Here is a 17,599-nt window from a genome sequence, read left to right on the forward strand (position 1 = left end):
ATATCGTTTCCTTTTTTGTTTCATAAACCTACCTTAACATATCCTTTCTTGCTGTCTAAAATCTTGGGTCCATTATATAAAGTATATTGGTTTACCACTACTTTTGATATTCTTGTCGTAACATTGAAACATTCATTCAAGAAAAGTCTACCAGCGATGTGGCTAGCGGTGATGCAAAAACCTGATTTCTGTAGATCAATGATTTTCGAGGAAACCGCATGAAAGTTATAGTGGATGAGTTATTTGAATTCATGATCTTGAAATTAATAGAAGATGGACATATTACTATGAAAAATTACTTTTTAGATGGTACAAAAATTGAAGCCAACGTCAATAAGTAAGTATTCTTTCGTATGGAAAAAATCAACGCTTTATTTTGAAGAGAAAATGAAAGAAAAGATAAAGAAACACTTCAACATATTCATGAGATCAAATAAGCGGAAGAGATTGAACTTAATGGCATGCTAACTGGAGAAGATGCCACACTTGAACAATTGGAGGAAGTGGCTCGTCAACTTGAAGAAAAAGTGGATTCGTTTATGGAAGAAATCGAAAAGACAAAAGAAGTATCGGTTCGGAAAGAATTACGGGCTAAGCGCAGTATGTTTAAAAAATAAATCAAGCTAATTCGTGAAAATTTCTTTCCACGCCTTCAAAAATACAAACAGCATCATGAGACGTTCGGAGACCGCAATAGTTTATCGAAAACGGATCATGATGCGACATTTACGAATGAAAGAAGACCACAAATGGCAATAGAAAATCAATTTATCTTTATTATACATTTCATCAACGATTAACAGATACACGCTGTTTTATCCCTCATCTTGAGAAGTCCGCGTCCGCTTTACCGAAGCCAAAAACAGTCATCGCTGACGCTGGAGACGGAAGCGAAGAAAATTACTTATTTGCGCTTGGTGACAAAAAAGAACCTTTATTTGATTTTGTCATTCCTTATGGAACGTACTTAAAAGAACACTTCAGGATTTGAACAAAATTATAAAATATACGAATGTGAAGACTTGTTCGGATTGCCCATTAAAAGCAAAGTGTACGATCGAAAGGCAATGTTTGAAAAAAATGAAAGCAAAAGTCAGGAAAGCCCTTGAATGTAAAGAAAACGTAAAAATCTACGCTCTACTAAAAATCGAGGTGGAGAGTGTTTTTGGTCACATCAAGGCCAATCGGTCGTTCCGCCGTTTTTCATTACGTGGTTTAGATAAAGTCCACGTAGAATTTGGAATTGTTGCAATGACCCACAACCTCCTGAAAGTGGCGGGGATCCGCCAGTTATTTTTAGGAGATGCACCAAAAAACACGAAATCAGGTGGAGGAAAACGAAAAACTATTTCCCTGCACCTGATTTATTTTAGGGACTTTTTAGACAGCCCCTTTTTCTTATCAAAAAAAGTAGAACCTTATTTTCGGAAGAACTATATGAAGAGCAAGTTAGCGATGTTAAGCGATGAATTTTATGTAAGTAAACAAGAATAAAACAAAAAACAATTTTTAGTTGTCGAAATCTAAAGAATGACATACTAGAAGGATTTGAAGTTAAAGATGATCAACTATAAGTATAGATTGCATAAATATTGAATTATAACAAAATTAAAAGAATTTGTAAATAAACAATTTTAAATTATGGAATCAGAACAGGGTACAAAAAATTATATTTAGAATTTTTAGAAAACTACTTCCATTATTGTAAATTATTGGATATAATATGAGTTGTAGGAGGTGGAATAATGTCAGTTTCTGATGTGAAAACTCAAATGAAGGGGCAGTATTGTAAACAGTTTGGGAAGGAGGTTTTAGTTACTCAGCTACCATTTCGTGTATTGAACTCAATATTTGAAATAGATGAAGATGTGCAACGAAAACTGGATATACGGCGGAGGAGTGAAATTCGTGAGTTTATTTTGAAGGCAGTTGAGGAAGAAACCTTTTATTTTTCACCGTTCGTGTTTTCAGCACGAGGAAACATTCAAGAAGGTGAAAAGAATACATGGGAAGTAAAAACGGGAGCGAAATTATACATATTAGACGGTCAACATCGAATGAAAGCAATGGCTTCAGCAATTGGACAACTTGAACGAAAAAAAGAACTACTTGAAGAACTAACTAATGATGCTATTGAAATAGAAAAAATACAGAGAAAAATTGATAGGTTAAAAAGTTTCCCGATAGCGATGCAAGTTTATCTTAATTTAAGCAAAGAAGAAGACCAGCAACTTTTTGCCGATATTAATAGTGAGCGTAAAGAAGCGCATTATGGTCTTATTATGCAGTATGATCAACGAGATCCCTATAATGAATTAACTCGAGCTGTGGCAAACGAATTAAATACTGAGTTAGAAATTGAAATGCAAAAATCAAGATTGACAGTTCAAAACTCATCGATTACATCGCTAACAATTATACGAAGATGCTTGCTTGCCTTGTTTGAAGGAATATTAACAGTAAAATCAGGAGAGCCTCGTTTTAAAAATTGTGAACCGGAAGAAGTTCCAATAATTGCAAAGGCTTTTTTAAAGTCATGGCTTGAAATTTTCCCGCGAAAAATGCATGATCGAACTCAATTTGTATGTGGGTTGACTGGTCCTCAAGTAGCGTTAGCTTATACAGTTTATCAATTAACAAAGAATCAGAATATGCCATACGACTTTGCAATTAATCAACTCAAAAAAATCAGTGATACATGTAGCTGGAGGCATGACGATCCTCTCTTTCGAGACTTCTACGAACCTGCTTCAAGACGAATGAAAAGACATTCTAGTACGACTGCAATTAAAAAATTATCTTCTATTTTTATAAAGTTGATTAATGAAGAGAACAAGGATGTGTTAGCAAATGACTAATATGACAACACAAAATCGACAACGAATGTATGTTTATTCGATTCGTGAATTAATTGATATGATGAATAACAACTTTGTTCAAATACGTGAAGTTAGTCAACCTCAAGTAAGAGAGATAAGAAATTATTTATTAGAAAATGCAATGTCTAGACATATTTATTTCCCGCCTTTAGTGGCTAGTGTTGATAAATTGAATAGTGAAAAACCAATGAAGTTGAAAATCATTGATGGGAATAAGCGGATTCAGGCATTGTTTCAGCTTCCTAAACTAATCGATCAGCAGTTAAAAAATAGCGATGACGAAATGGAAAAAGCTGTTACAATCGACTATTTATTAAACGAAACTTCATTCGCAATCCAGGTAATTGAAGGATTGTCTCAAGCCGAATGTGATCAACTATACATTGATTTTAATACTCGTGGAAAAAAAGTATCGCTATCAAAGCGAATTGCATATGATTCTAGAAATGAAATTAACCAAATTACTAATCTAGTACTAGTGCAAAACATTGAACTGAAAAATGCTGGTATTGAACTTGAAAAACAAGCGATGATAAAGCCTGCAAATAAAAAAATGTTATCTCTGTCACAACTAAGACAATTAGTCGCTGTTTTTATAACCGGAGACTACAATACTGAAATCAAAGCAATAGAGTTGAAAGGGGAGTTAAGCAAACAAGAATATGTGAACTTAATGAACCTATGGTTTGATAAGTTGTTTCAATTACATCCGAGTCAATCTATTGGTAATTATGAACAAACGATGTTAGCTAGTTTTCCGATGTTGCTAGCTATTGCTTGTTACGTTAATAAAAATGTTATTTATAAAGGTTTAAACGAAAGGAAAAAAGTTATAATGGAAAGAATGGAACGACTTATTAATGTAAATTGGGAGCCAAAAAGTGAGGCATGGTCTCAGTTTAAAGGGCGAAGGGATAAAAATAATTTTTTTTATTTTGCAAAAGATCGGAAAACAATTAACGAATTAGTTGAGTGGTTGGAAAGGGGGTGAGTTTCATGTGAAAGTTGTATAAGTACATAACCCTTAGGTATTAATGTCATTGCAGAGACGCACCTAAGGGTTATGTGTGAGTTGGGTATACCAACTAATGTTAGTATACCCTTTTTTTTAAACCAAGAAAATGTTTAATTACTATGAAAGAGGGAATAACATGAAAATTAGTAAAGATTACATTACAACATCTGAGACTATGGCACTTTTGCCATACTTAAATCAATACGGTGAAGAATGGTCATTTGCATTAGAAGTTAATCGCACTTTACTTATACAAAAAAAATCAAAGGCAATATTGAATGATAGTTGCAAGTTTTTTGGTTCCAGCTACGAAGGAAGAATTGACGGTACAAGAGCGATAATGAACAGAGGGAAAATGTATCCAATAGCTATAAGTGTACCGCTTGATATGTATATGTTTCCACTCTCTTCTCCAGAAAGATATACATGTGTTTGGCTGTCTTATGTACATATTTTTGAAATTGAAGCTCATGGGCCACATCAAGCTAAAATAACATTTGTTAATGGGCAAAAAATAATTGTCAATAAAAACAAAAGTTTAGTTGATTTAAAAAAGTATAAAACTGGAGAGTTGAGATATCAGTTGCAAATACGCTCACAACTTGAGATAGCTGAGCCTGTAACAACTTATCAAGTACAACATGAAACGGACTTATGGGATTTGATCATCGATGAAAAGAGAAGAACATATGTTAAAATGAGAAGAATCATTCAAACGAATTAGGGAATGTCTTTAATCAATGATGTGGATTATAATGAAGTATAATGGGTCGTGATCCATAAATAATGTTAAGTTTCATGTTCGTGTTTCTGAGAGATTACAATAGCATTGATTGAGGAGTTCAAGTATGGAAAGAAATACAGAGAAAAGCAATTATGAATTTTTAGCCGAGGATCCGAATGTCCGTGTGATGCCGATAATGTTATCACTCATTATCGGTGCTTTTTTTGCGATTTTAAACGAAACGCTTTTAAATATTGCGCTTATCCGTTTAATGGAACATTTTAATGTATCCGTAACGACAGTACAATGGATGGTTACTGGGTTTATGCTCATTATGGGGATTGTCATTCCGATATCTGCTCCTTTGCTGCAATGGTTTACGACGAGGCAGTTATTTTTGGCTACGATGCTCATCTTTACAATAGGAACGACCATTTGTGCATTGGCGCCAACTTTTTCAGTGTTGTTGTTTGGTCGCTTACTACAAGCGGTCGGTTCAGGACTTTTAGTTCCGATTATTTTTAATACTTTTCTATTGCTTTATCCACCACACCGTCGTGGAGCGATTATGGGGATTATTGGGTTAGTTTTTATGTTTGCACCGGCAATCGGTCCGACATTATCTGGTGTCATTGTTGAACATTTAGGCTGGCGATATTTATTTATTATTGTGATTCCGTTTACGTTGTTTTCAATTGTATTTGCATTTAAATATCTTATTAATGTTTCAGAAATAACTAAACCGAAGGTTGATGTTTTCTCAATCTTACTGTCAACTGTTGGTTTTGGCGGAATTGTATTTGGGTTTAGTTCCGCTGGATCTGAAGATAATAATTTTTTAAGCCCGATCGTGTATTTACCGATTTTAATCGGAGCTATATCCCTCTTTATTTTTACAATGCGGCAATTGCGGTTAGAAGAGCCGTTAATGGATTTAAAAGTTTTTCGCTATCCAATGTTTACGCATGCGGTTATTTTATTTCTAATCGTTATGATGGGGATGTTTTCGTCTGAAATTATTTTACCGATATATATGCAAGGGGCATTAGCACTCGCGGCTGCGACAGCAGGGCTCGTGTTACTGCCGGGAAGTTTGCTTAACGGCTTAATGTCTCCGATTATGGGAAGACTGTTTGATAAGTATGGTCCTCGTAAACTTTTAATTCCAGGTTCCTTTGTGTTGTGTGTTACGATGTTTATACTTACACGACTTGACTTAAATACACCTGTTTGGTTGATTGTTGTTTGTTATGTATTGTTAATGTTGTCTGTTTCGGCGATTATGATGCCAGCTGAAACGAACGGTTTGAATGAGTTGCCGAAGCGACTGTATCCCCATGGAACAGCGGTTATGACGACACTTCAACCTGTTGCGGGAGCAATTGGGGTTTCTGTATTTATTAGTTTAATGAATATGAGACAAAGCCGCTTTTTACAAAATGCGTCCAATCCGAACGATGATTTAACGATAAAACAATCGCTCGTCGCTGGTGTCGAGTTTGTGTATTTTGTTGCGTTCGTAACAGCGGTCATTGGTTTCATCCTTTCTTTGTTCGTCTATCGTGCGGTACCAGAAGATGTGAAAAGTAGAGAGGATGTGCCTTCGGAATAAGAGGTCTTATTGATAGGCAAACTAATACAGAGGTGACTACGAACGTGAAAAAACATTTTACTGTATTCGTTTTTATTATTCTTTTAGTGAACATGATCGAATTCCCTCTTCAAGCAAAAGAATGCCCAAATTCAGAACAATTAGTGGAGGCTAGTCTCAATGAACGTGATGATTTATTACGTGCATTAGGTACCATTGTTCCTAATCAATACGCAGGAGAGCAATTTTCAGATTGGGAAATTGTTTCGGCTACACCATTTCCAATGACAGTTGGTAAACAAGATGAACAGGCATACTTTGAAATTGCAAACAATTTCTGTGGAGGGAACGTTGCCGAAAAGTCTTGGCTCGTACGCTTACATTTTCCAAAATTGAAAGAAGTAAGTGCGAGCTTGACAGAAGGTCAGCTTTTTGTTGCTAAAAGTAAAGAAGTCGGTTGGTTTGTTTGGTATCAATATCATTAAAAAAAAGAAGGCGAACACAAAAAGTGTAAGCCTTTCTTTATTTACATTGGCAGATTTTCATCATTTGTAAGTTGTGCATAATCATATGTGAGAAATTCGTTTTTTCATGTGATTTCATCCCCTGTCATTAGCTACTGTTATAGGTGAAAATTCTATAATGTCGATTTTGAATGGAACGTAAAGGTGTTTTTTAATTTTTACACATAATAACCGTTCAAATGTTCGTTTCCTACATAAGTATGCTATTATTGTGACAGTGAAGAGTGACTCATCTGGAGTGTTACATATCATGAAAAAGAATATGTTTGGCGTTGCGTTTACGCTTTCGGCTATTTCTTATGTACTTACTCATTTCTTACATTTGTTATTGAACGCGTCTTTTTTATTACATTTCCTGTCGATTAGTGGTTTGTCTGCTTTATTATTTGCGCTTATGTATCTCGAGAAAAGAGAAATGTTTTTGCCATTATTTTTAATTTTATTCGCCATGACAATTAGTTTTTTTGATGATGAAATTTCATTAGCATTTGTTTTCTGGGATGGGGCAGCAACGATGCGAGCTCTCATTTCAGTGTTGCTCGTCATTCCGATAGTTGGGTGGGTGCTGAAACAAGAGAATTATGTGCGTGATACGATTATTTTACTGAAAAATCAGTTGAAAAATAGTAAAATTCTCTATTTTGTCATCGTTTGGCTCACACAGCTTATTTCTTTTTTTCTTAATTTTGGTGCACTAGCAGTTGTCTATCAGATCATACAGTCTTTTTTTTCAAAGCAAAATAGTGAGGCATGGCAACGATTTAAATCAACTGCAGTTTTACGTGGCTTTTCGTTTTCAACGATTTGGGTTATTAGTATTCCGAGCTTTGCGTACAGCGTTGAAACGATGGACGCCTCACTTACTCAAGCGTTAGTGCAAGGCTTTACAGTCGCAATCACAGGAAGTATAATTGCCATATTATTTTTGCATCGCTTTGAGAAAAAGCACCAGTTTTCATTTTCAAAAGACATTAGAAGTGCGATTTCAGAAGCGGTTCGTGACACGTCAGAAAATGAAAACGTGCATCGTAACCCCATCGAATTTCTTTTTTTATTTGTTTCTTTACTCGCGCTTACACTTTTTGTAAATTCACTTGTTGATGTAGGGTTGTTAACGGTTATTCCTGTTGTTGTTGTCGTCTGGGCAGTTGCTTATTTTATTTTGAAAAGAAAGCCAAAGAAGTTTTTACAGGAAGGAAAAACATATGTACAAAAAGGGATTGCACCGAGAGCTCGTGAAATTTCACTTCTTTTTGCGGCTGGTCTTTTTATTACGTCATTAACGTCGTCAGGTTTATCTGAGATGCTGATGAACGGACTATATAAATGGACTGAAACGATTCCAGGGATGAACTTTCTTTGGGTATTACCGCTCATTGTATTGTTGTTCGGATTTTTCGGACTTGGTCCGCTTACTGTAATGGTTTTAATTGCAGGGATTGTAAAAAGTATTCATTTGCCGTACCCTCCTGAATTGATTGTGTTAGCGATGACACTAGGTAGCTCACTTAGTATACTTATTTCACCGCTCGTCATCCCTGTACTTTTTTTAAGCAGTGTGAACGGTAGTAGTCCAGTTCAAAATAGTGTAAAGCAAAATTGGAAGTTTGCGATTGTTTTATATTTTGTCGTGGAGCTCTATATACAGCTGCGCATTTTATAGCTTGACATTGTCGGATTGATTCTTTAAAGTTTAAATCGTAATGATTACGATTTGGGGGAGAAACAAATGAGGGGTTTACGCTATTGTGCAGCTACTATAATTTTAATTTTAATAATATTGTTAGCAAGCTGTAATCTAGATAATCATGATAGTGTTGCAGAGAAAGAAAATATAACAGTTATAACATCGTTTTATACGATGTATGAATTTACGAAGCAGATTGCACAAGATCAAGTAGATGTACAAATGCTAATTCCTCCTCATGTAACACCACATGATTGGGACCCTGCACCTAAGGATATTAGAGCAGTTCAAGATGCTGATTTATTCGTATATAGCAGTGAACATTTTGAAACTTGGGTACCGAATATTGATAAAAGCTTAAATAATAGTAAAACACGTTTTGTTCATGCTAGTGAAGGGATTTCTTTATTGCATGGAGACGAGACAGACGGACATCATGAACATAATCACGATCATGCAATTGACCCGCACGTTTGGCTGAGCCCTGTATTAGCTCAAAAGCAAGTTGAAAATATTGCTAAAGCCTTAATTGAAATCGATCCTAACAATGAACCATTTTATGCAGAACATCGTGATCGGTATCTCGAGCAATTGCAGAAATTGGATGAAGAGTACCGTGAAACGTTAAGGCGTGTGACGAAAAAAGAATTTATCACTCAGCACTCAGCGTTTGGTTATTTAGCAAATGAGTATGGGTTAACAGAAATCCCAATTGCGGGATTATCCCCTTCTCTTGAACCGAGTGCGTCTCAACTCGCTGAATTGAAAAAAATTGCTCATGATCATGAGATCACAACCATTTTCTTTGAAGATCTATCTAATCCGAAAACAGCTCAAACGTTAGCAAATGAAATTGGCGCTGAAGTGGATGTTCTAAGTTCACTAGAAGGTTTAACGAAAGAGCAACAAGATAAAGAGCATACGTATATCGATATAATGAGGCTCAATTTAAAAGCACTTGAAAAGTCACTAAAGTAAAGAGTGTGTGCATAGATTTGCGCACGCTTTTTGCCGTTGAAAGGTGGTTTACGTTGAAATGAGATTAGTTACGTTAGAAAATATCGTATTCGGTTATGCTGAAGAACCTACATTAAACGATATTTCATTAACAATAAATAGTGGTGAATTCGTCGGAATTGTCGGTCCGAACGGTGCGTCTAAATCAACATTGCTAAAGCTCATACTCGGCCTACTAAAGCCGTGGGAAGGCAGAGTAAAACTTAGTAAGAAAAATTGTGAAGGGAAAAAGTTGACGATCGGATACGTTCCTCAACAAATTGCATCATTTAACGCCGGATTTCCGAGTACAGTATTAGAACTTGTCCGTTCGGGGAGATATACAAAAGGAAAATGGTTAAAACGATTAACAGAAAAAGATGAACAAATAGTTAAAAATGCTCTTCATATGGTTGGGATGTGGGATTATCGCCATAAAAAAATCGGGGAACTATCTGGCGGACAAAAGCAAAAAATTGTCATTGCACGAGTTCTTGCTGCGAACCCTGATTTGCTCGTTCTTGATGAACCGACGACGGGAATGGACTACGATAGTAGAAAAGGATTTTACGAGTTTATGTCACATCAAGTTAAAGAGCATAATCGGACTGTCGTAATGGTGACTCACGAACAAGCAGAAGTGCAAGATTACTTCGATAAAATAATTATGTTGGAAGAAGGGGAACAAGGCGGATGGAAATGTTTGACCTTGAATTCATGCGACGGGCATTTTGGGCCGGTGGATTAATCGCAATACTTGCACCTATACTAGGTGTATTTCTCGTCTTACGAAGACAAGCGTTAATGGCCGATACGCTTTCACATATTTCGCTTGCTGGGGTGGCAATCGGTTTTTTTACTCATTCGAATGTTGCGCTATCAAGTGCGCTTGTCGTCGTCATCGGAGCGATCGGGATTGAATATATGCGTCGTGCATATCGCACGTATTCTGAAGTATCGATTGCGATTTTAATGGCGGCTGGTCTAGCTTTTGCTTTATTTTTAATGAGTCTTTCCGAAGGTGGGATGACGGTTAATATTGAACAATATTTGTTTGGCTCAATAATTACAATTAGCAATACGCAAGTGTATTTATTATTAAGTGTAACGATAATTTTTTATCTCTATTTGTTTTTTTATAGACGACAGCTTTATTTGCTAACGTTTGATGAAGACACTGCTTTTACGAGCGGTGTTCATACGAATTTACTATCATTATCATTTAGTATTTTAACAGGGCTTGCAATTGCTGTTATCATTCCAGCCATTGGAGTATTGCTCGTATCCGCGTTGCTCGTTTTACCTGCCGCTTTTGCAATTAAAATCGCAAAGGGGTTTCGCATGGTTTTTATTAGTGCGATTATCGTTGCGTTGTTCGGTACGTATACAGGATTATACTCATCTTATGCTTTCGGAACACCACCTGGAGCGACAATAACGTTAATTTTAGTCATTATTTTAATGATTGGTTTTCTCATTCGTAAAACATTAATGAGTGTAAAACGTAAACTAAAGCAAGTTCATCGTTAAAACTCCTCTTCAATTCATGCGAGGAGTTTGCTCTTTGTTCTTGCGAAATAAATAATAGGAAACAGTGACACTAGAAAGTAGCATGAAGATAAGAAAGAAAAGGAATGTATTTGTATATTTTTCATAAGCCAAATGCTCTTGCCTCGTAATAAACAAGCCAGCAAATGAAACGCCAAACCCTACACCGAAAAGTGTCGACAACTGATGAAGACCTAGCCCTGAGCCGATTTGCTCTGCCGGTAAAATTCGTGATAATTCATTGGAAATACTCGTTGTTAACGTAAAGAATCCGACACTCATTACAATATAGATGAGCAAAATTGCTACTGATCCATAATCAAGTAATAAGAAAAATAAAAGCGTAGATACAGTGAGAAATGTATTGCCGACAATCATTGTCAGATTATTACCGAATCGATCGATGATCCGGCCTACGAAGAGAGCAGAAGCAGCTGATATTAATGCACCAGGAAAGATGATAAATCCAATTTCAAGTGATTGCTTGTCATATAGTTCAGCTAATAATAAAGGAAGGGAAAATAATGCAGCAAAGTGAGTAGAAAATGCTGCAAACCCAACAAAAATGATGCTAGCGTATAAACGATTGCTAAGAAGTTCAGGTTGTATAAACGGAGTTTTCGTACGTCTTAAATGAATGACACAGAGGCTAATTGTAGCAAACATCATGACAAGAAACACTAGGTGCAACGTTGTCATAAATAAAAGTACTGAAGTTGCAGATAGAGCGATCAATAAACAGCCAATATAATCAAATTTTCCTTTATTAAACTGCTCAGCAGGCAAATATTTGTAAAAGAAAGGCAAGAGAAGTAAAACGAAGCCGGTTAATATAAATAAAAAATTCCAGTTAAACGTATGTGCAATGAGTCCTCCAACAATCGGACCAACTCCAAAAGCAAGTGATGCGGCTAAAGAAATCGAAGCCATTGCCCTTCCTCTGCGAGAAATAGGAATGTATCGTGCTGCCATTACAATTCCGAGAGCCTGCGATGCACCTGAACCTAAAGCTTGAACTAAACGCGCGGAAATTAAAATAGAAAATGTTTGTGCAAAAAAACCAACAAGCGATGCGATTCCAAACATAAACATACTGATAATTAATAAAGTTTTAATCGGAACAAAATCAGATAAACGACTCATCGTTACAGTAGAGACTGCTAAAAATAAAGAGTATCCAGTAACGATCCATGAACCATGTGCAGCCGATATATTCAAATCAGCTATGACTGTAGGAAGAACGACATTGAACATAGACGTGTTCATTAAAACAATCCAGACCATAATACTCCAAAGAGGAATAACAATACGTTCTTTAAACATATGTAGCTTAATTTGTTCATTGTAAGTTTCGGGTTGCATAATCGTTGTTCGCCCTTTCTTCAAGAGGATGTTCAAAAAGGTATAGATAATCCACTTGTACATCTTTTCGTAACAGTTAAAAAACTTGCTCATGTAGTAGAACATTATTGTAAGGGTTGCACATTTTTATTCTGTCTTTGAACAGACTTGTCACTGTGACCTTCGAAACCGCTTTTTCAGTGTAAGGCAGCATAGAGGTTCAAGACCGACCTTTTTGAATACGTACTTAAAGTTCTCAATATTCTAATAAAAAGACGTAAAAAAGAATCCGAGTTACAAATACTCGGAACAGTAAGCATTATTCTGCGTTGTTAAAAACTTTTTCAATTTTTGGTAAAATGTCATTCCAATCAGCATCGAACGTCTTATTGACTGTAACAAAATCTTGGTAGCCAAAAACGTTGTCGACACCTTCGATTTTAAGTAAAGCATTAGCAAGTGGATGATCAGGATTATCGTCTTTTTTGAAAGAATGACTTTTTGTACCTTCAAAAATCACTTTTGTCGCTGTTATTTTTAATGCATTAGGATTTGGTGTTTGATCGATTCGAAATGAAATTGCCATTTTATAAAACCCCCATTCAATAACTCTTGACCTAATCGTATCACATTTGAACAGAAAAGAAAGTGTAATGGATTAGAAGTTAAAACAATAACGATCCGACACGATTTCATAAAAACCGAGTGAATTATACAAGTGCTTCGTTACGGAATTATTAATCCCCGTTTCTAATTCGATTCCACGTATATTTTCTTTTTCTGACCAGCGAATTAAATGAAGGAGCATTTTTTTTGCAATTCCGCGGTTTCGGTAATCACTATGGACGAAAAGATCATTGAGCCAAACGTAATAACCACCCATTTTTAAACTAATGCCGACATTAAAAAAAGCAACTCCTAAAATTTCATCGTTTTCTTCCGCAACGATAATATGCGCGGGAGATTTTTCGTGGAGTGCAAGTTTTATTCCGTTCAATAAAAGATTGTAAGCTTCTTCTGTATCATGTCGCGTCATTTGCTGCATGAGCAATGATACGATTTTTTCAATAAGCTCAACTTCAGCATGATTTGGCACTTTATATACTTTCATAAAATCCCCCTTACCAAGAAATCCTCATGTCTCTATTATAACGAAGAATTACAGTAAAAAGTATAAAAAGTATTTTCTCTATTGTCGAAATTTCAAACGAACTGGATTTAATTTTTCGTCATATTTTTTAGTTAAATTGTACTCTTACTGAAACATTTTAGTAATCTTTTACGTCTAATATAGTGAGTACGTACAAAAAACGATGATTTTAAGGTGATAAACATGCCCACACTCGTCTGTTTTGGTGATCGAATCCCAGCAATTAAAAATGAAAATCAGTCCTTCGTTTCGGCTGCAATTCGTGAACAAATGACATCATGGGTCGTTATTGATTCTACGGTGTATGGTCGCTCTTCTCGAGAAGGGATGACTCGGTTTCAAGATGACGTTTTAATGTACAATCCGGATTTAGTAACAATCATGTTTGGCATGCATGACGCAAGTACAACGAATTTCGTACCCATCCAAGAATATAAAGCAAATTTGCGGTACATGGTAAACAAGTTGTCACCGAAGAAAACAATATTAGTCAGTCCTGTACCGCTAATATATGAAAAACAAATGGGCATGAACGCACTTATAAGAACATATGTTAAAGAAATGGAAAATGTTGCGCATGACACAGGAACACGGTATGTGAACCTTTGGCAACATGCATTTTCCGAAAGCGTTGAACAGAATGAACTTCATCACATTCTTGAAAAAAAACTGATCCATCAATTACTTGAAAAAGAAGAAATAAAAGAAACGAAAAAAAATTTACTTCAAAAGTTTAATTTAGGAATTTCTAGGGTATTGTAACTATAACGTGAAAGAATCCGTCCTATTCGAGGATGGATTTTTACATTTCATTGATTTCTCCTTAAACGCAAAAAAGTGTATCATTAAAATAAAAAAAGGAGTAGTCAATTGATTCAGATTAATCATGGATTCTCTAGAAATATCCCTTATTTACACGTTGTCCATCGTGATATCGAGAATGAAACATTGCCAGTCATTATATTTGTTCATGGTTTTACGAGTGCGAAAGAACATAACTTGCATTACGCTTTCTATTTAGCGATGCGTGGATTCCGTGTCATCTTGCCAGAGGCTTTTTTACATGGTGAAAGGTACGCGAATGTAACGGATGCTGAATTGGAGCTTTCATTTTGGGAAATAGTAACGCTAACGATTCATGAACTTGAATATTTTGTTGATGATTTTTCTACTGAAAAATTAATTGATGTTAATCGGATTGGTGTTGTTGGTACATCAATGGGCGGTATTATAACGCTCGGAGCATTGACCCAATACGATTGGATTAAAGTTGCAGCTTCATTAATGGGGACACCTGCATATGTTTCTATGGCAAAATCACAAATCAACGCACTTAGAAAAACCGGTCAGAAACTTCCTTTTACTGAAGTGGAAGAGGATGAGATGTATTCGAACCTAGAAAAGTATGATTTAAGTCTCAAACCAGAATTGCTTAAGGAACGGCCATTATTATTTTGGCATAGCGAAACAGATGATGTTGTTCCATTCGAACCGACATATAAGTTTTTTCTAAAAGCAAAGTCATATTATACAAATAAACCAAAAAATATAAAGTTTATTCACGACGAAACGAACGGTCATAAAGTTTCGCGAAAAGGAGTCCTTGAAACAGTTAGATGGTTTGAAGCGTTTCTATAAAAATAACTGAGTAAAAAAATTGCTAAACATAAACGATTTATTGTATAATGAAAGAATAATTCAATGAAACTTTATTACTCTTTTATTTTTTTATGATAATAATGGAGTGGATATTAGAATCATTGAGTGAAATCACTTTTTTATTGAGGTGGTAATGTAAATACAAAATTAAGGTGGGGATATTATTGCAAACAGTGAATGTTACGAATTCAAATCAAGAGTCATTAAATCCGTATGAAATCGTACAAAAGCAAATTGATACAGCTGCGAAACTGCTGCACCTTCCACAAAACATCGTTGAAATTTTAAAAAGACCAAAACGAGTGTTAACCGTGAATTATCCTGTTAAGCTCGATGATGGTACGATTGAAGTTTTTGAAGGTTATCGTTCACAACATAACGATGCATTAGGTCCGACAAAAGGTGGGATTCGCTTTCATCCTGACGTTACATTAGATGAGGTTAAAGCGTTATCGATGTGGATGACATTTAAGTGTGGTGTTGTTGGTCTTCCTTACGGTGGTGGAAAAGGTGGAGTCATTGCTGATCCACGTAATTATAGTCATGCCGAAAAAGAACGAATGAGCCGTGGATTTATGGAAGCAATTGCAGATTTTGTCGGTCCAGATAAAGACATTCCTGCACCAGATGTTTACACGAATGCTGAAGTGATGGGATGGATGATGGATACGTATAGCAGATTGAACGGTAAGTATAGTCCAGCTGTCATTACGGGTAAACCGTTAAGTATTGGCGGTTCAAAAGGGCGTAGTGAAGCAACAGCAAGAGGGTGTGTCATAACAATTCAGAAGGCATTGCAAGAACTAGGTTTACCACTAGAAAGTGCGACTGTAGCGATTCAAGGATTTGGAAACGCGGGGCGTGTCGCCGCTAGATTGTTATCTGACCTTGGTTGCAAAATTGTTGCAATTAGCGATTCTCAAGGTGGAATTTACGACTCAAATGGTTTACATGTCGGTGAAGTTATCGAATGTAAAAACGAAGGCTGTATCGTAGACTATCCAAACGCAGAAACGTATATTACGAGTGAAGAATTATTAGAATTAGACGTGGATGTTCTTATTCCAGCTGCTTTAGAAAATGTGATTACGTCCCAAAATGCTGAGCGAATTCAAGCTAAAGTAATTGCAGAAGCTGCAAACGGTCCATGTACACCTGATGCAGACGAAATTTTAAATACTAAAGGCACTCTTGTCATTCCTGATATTTTAGCGAATTCGGGTGGCGTTACAGTTTCTTACTTTGAATGGGTCCAAAACTTATCACATTATTACTGGACGGAAAAAGAAGTAAACGATCGTCTGTATGAAAAAATGGTAACAGCCTATGATGAAGTCCGTACTATGTCAGAACAATATTCTGTCGAGAGACGGACAGGAGCATTTATGGTGTCTTTATTAAAAATTGCAGAGGCGATGGAAGCAAGAGGTTGGGTATAACCTTTGTTTCCTTATTACCCATTTTTAAGTTTCATTTTCCTTTTGCTATGCTTGGCGAGCAATTGATGCGGTTCGTTTTCAATCATCGGGCAGATTCGATATACTTAAGTTAAAGAATAGTGAAAGGAGAATTGAAATGGATGCTGAAATGAAAGATAAGCTGATGAAAGCTTTAGAAAATGTGATTGACCCAGAACTTGGGATTGATATTGTTAATCTTGGATTAGTCTATGATGTAGAGTTAAATGAGAACGGTGAAGCGCTTGTTACGATGACACTCACTTCGATGGGGTGTCCGCTTGCAGGTGTTATTTCTCAAGAAGTAAAAGCAGCACTCTCCGAAATTCCGGAAGTGCAAGATGCGGAAGTGAACATCGTCTGGTCACCTCCTTGGGATAAAGATAAAATGTCTCGAATGGCAAAAATTGCTTTAGGAATTCAATAAAAACGAAGGACCACTTGTTTGTTTTCAAGTGGTCTTTTTAATTCCGCTTAGTTAAAAACTAAGCAATCCTTTTATAAGAACAGTGTTAAAAAAGTAATCTGAAACCTGGACTACTTTACAAGTTTTTCCTTCGATTTTTTTAAAGACAGCCCCTTTTATTCTTCAACAATAAGTGTAGCAATCATATCATGATGTCCCGTTCCACAAATGATGTTACAGACAATTGTGTATTCACCTGGTTCAAGTGTAGTTGTATACGAGCCATCCCCTTCAATTGATATATCAGTTCCTTTCACTTCAATACCATGAAAACCTTCTTTGTTTTTTAAGTTTATCGTAACTTCACCAGCAGGAACAACATATGCATTTTCATTAAACGACCAGTTTTCAGCGATAACATCAATTATCTGACCGTGTGTTGTCGATTGTTTCTCAATTGGAACCACATTTTTCTTCTCCCCAGCACACGAGGTGAGGAGAAGAACGAAAAGAAGCATGACTGCTTTTTTCATAATTTACCTCCTCTTTACTAACATAGCAGTATGCTTGAGCATATATCCTGTATTTTATAGTAAAAGAGGCGAGAGAATGGTTTAAGAAA

At 36.0% G+C, this 17,599-nt stretch carries 18 protein-coding genes and 1 pseudogene; 15 read left to right on the plus strand and 4 right to left on the minus strand.

What is annotated here, in order from left to right:
* Positions 1–461 precede the first annotated feature (461 nt).
* From ABU914_RS09505 to ABU914_RS09555, 11 genes and pseudogenes are all read left to right on the plus strand, one after another.
* Complete coding sequence (locus ABU914_RS09505) at positions 462–617, plus strand: hypothetical protein (RefSeq protein WP_379669495.1); 156 nt, start codon at positions 462–464, stop codon at positions 615–617.
* Positions 618–963: 346 nt separating this feature from the next.
* Positions 964–1,494 (plus strand): annotated as a pseudogene (locus ABU914_RS09510) (transposase); the annotation flags it as partial.
* A gap of 251 nt (positions 1,495–1,745) precedes the next feature.
* The gene (locus tag ABU914_RS09515) at positions 1,746–2,858 is read left to right on the plus strand and encodes a DNA sulfur modification protein DndB (RefSeq protein ID WP_379669497.1); all 1,113 of its coding nucleotides are present in this window, start codon (positions 1,746–1,748) and stop codon (positions 2,856–2,858) included.
* Positions 2,851–3,870 (plus strand): DNA sulfur modification protein DndB, encoded by a 1,020-nt coding sequence (locus ABU914_RS09520; RefSeq protein WP_379669498.1) that lies wholly within the window; start codon positions 2,851–2,853, stop codon positions 3,868–3,870. The genes ABU914_RS09515 and ABU914_RS09520 overlap by 8 nt, the downstream gene beginning before the upstream one ends.
* 160 nt (positions 3,871–4,030) lie before the next feature.
* Positions 4,031–4,618: a competence protein ComK gene (locus ABU914_RS09525; RefSeq protein ID WP_379669499.1), complete on the plus strand. Its 588-nt coding sequence runs from the start codon at positions 4,031–4,033 to the stop codon at positions 4,616–4,618.
* Positions 4,619–4,742: 124 nt separating this feature from the next.
* Positions 4,743–6,230: an MDR family MFS transporter gene (locus tag ABU914_RS09530; RefSeq protein ID WP_379669500.1), complete on the plus strand. Its 1,488-nt coding sequence runs from the start codon at positions 4,743–4,745 to the stop codon at positions 6,228–6,230.
* A gap of 44 nt (positions 6,231–6,274) precedes the next feature.
* Positions 6,275–6,694 carry a hypothetical protein gene (locus ABU914_RS09535; RefSeq protein WP_379669501.1) on the plus strand — a complete coding sequence of 140 codons (420 nt, stop codon included), beginning with the start codon at positions 6,275–6,277 and terminating at the stop codon, positions 6,692–6,694.
* A gap of 289 nt (positions 6,695–6,983) precedes the next feature.
* Entirely contained in the window at positions 6,984–8,396 is a 1,413-nt protein-coding gene (locus ABU914_RS09540; protein WP_379669502.1) for a hypothetical protein, read from the plus strand.
* Between the two features lie 66 nt (positions 8,397–8,462).
* On the plus strand, positions 8,463–9,398 hold the full coding sequence (locus tag ABU914_RS09545) for a metal ABC transporter substrate-binding protein (RefSeq protein WP_379669503.1): 936 nt from the start codon (positions 8,463–8,465) through the stop codon (positions 9,396–9,398).
* Positions 9,399–9,456: 58 nt separating this feature from the next.
* The gene (locus ABU914_RS09550) at positions 9,457–10,164 is read left to right on the plus strand and encodes a metal ABC transporter ATP-binding protein (RefSeq protein WP_379669504.1); all 708 of its coding nucleotides are present in this window, start codon (positions 9,457–9,459) and stop codon (positions 10,162–10,164) included.
* Positions 10,110–10,946, plus strand: a complete 837-nt coding sequence (locus ABU914_RS09555) for a metal ABC transporter permease (RefSeq protein ID WP_379669505.1) — start codon at positions 10,110–10,112, stop codon at positions 10,944–10,946. Before ABU914_RS09550 ends, ABU914_RS09555 begins: the two co-directional genes overlap by 55 nt.
* 9 nt (positions 10,947–10,955) lie before the next feature.
* Here the strand turns inward: ABU914_RS09555 and ABU914_RS09560 are convergent, their stop codons facing one another.
* From ABU914_RS09560 to ABU914_RS09570, 3 genes are all read right to left on the minus strand, one after another.
* Positions 10,956–12,326 carry an MFS transporter gene (locus ABU914_RS09560; RefSeq protein WP_379669506.1) on the minus strand — a complete coding sequence of 457 codons (1,371 nt, stop codon included), beginning with the start codon at positions 12,324–12,326 and terminating at the stop codon, positions 10,956–10,958.
* A 298-nt stretch (positions 12,327–12,624) separates the two neighbouring features.
* On the minus strand, positions 12,625–12,891 hold the full coding sequence (locus tag ABU914_RS09565) for a NifU N-terminal domain-containing protein (protein WP_379669507.1): 267 nt from the start codon (positions 12,889–12,891) through the stop codon (positions 12,625–12,627).
* Between the two features lie 72 nt (positions 12,892–12,963).
* Positions 12,964–13,416 (minus strand): GNAT family N-acetyltransferase, encoded by a 453-nt coding sequence (locus ABU914_RS09570; RefSeq protein ID WP_379669508.1) that lies wholly within the window; start codon positions 13,414–13,416, stop codon positions 12,964–12,966.
* Positions 13,417–13,638: 222 nt separating this feature from the next.
* Between ABU914_RS09570 and ABU914_RS09575 the strand changes: the two genes are divergently transcribed.
* The 4 genes from ABU914_RS09575 (at position 13,639) to ABU914_RS09590 (ending at position 16,998) form a co-directional block, all read left to right on the plus strand.
* Positions 13,639–14,217, plus strand: a complete 579-nt coding sequence (locus tag ABU914_RS09575; RefSeq protein ID WP_379669509.1) for an SGNH/GDSL hydrolase family protein — start codon at positions 13,639–13,641, stop codon at positions 14,215–14,217.
* 108 nt (positions 14,218–14,325) lie between these two features.
* A complete protein-coding gene (locus ABU914_RS09580) occupies positions 14,326–15,093 on the plus strand; it encodes a prolyl oligopeptidase family serine peptidase (RefSeq protein ID WP_379669510.1) in 768 nt (255 codons plus the stop codon).
* 185 nt (positions 15,094–15,278) lie between these two features.
* Positions 15,279–16,553: a Glu/Leu/Phe/Val family dehydrogenase gene (locus ABU914_RS09585; RefSeq protein ID WP_379669511.1), complete on the plus strand. Its 1,275-nt coding sequence runs from the start codon at positions 15,279–15,281 to the stop codon at positions 16,551–16,553.
* Positions 16,554–16,689: 136 nt separating this feature from the next.
* Entirely contained in the window at positions 16,690–16,998 is a 309-nt protein-coding gene (locus ABU914_RS09590) for a metal-sulfur cluster assembly factor (RefSeq protein WP_379669512.1), read from the plus strand.
* 155 nt (positions 16,999–17,153) lie between these two features.
* Here ABU914_RS09590 and ABU914_RS09595 read toward each other — a convergent pair whose 3' ends face one another.
* Positions 17,154–17,510 (minus strand): cytochrome C oxidase subunit II, encoded by a 357-nt coding sequence (locus ABU914_RS09595; protein WP_379669513.1) that lies wholly within the window; start codon positions 17,508–17,510, stop codon positions 17,154–17,156.
* Between the last annotated feature and the right edge of the window lie 89 nt (positions 17,511–17,599).

Origin of the sequence: Pueribacillus sp. YX66, from assembly GCF_041725775.1 — a bacterium.
Lineage (GTDB): Bacteria > Bacillota > Bacilli > Bacillales > UBA6769 > Pueribacillus.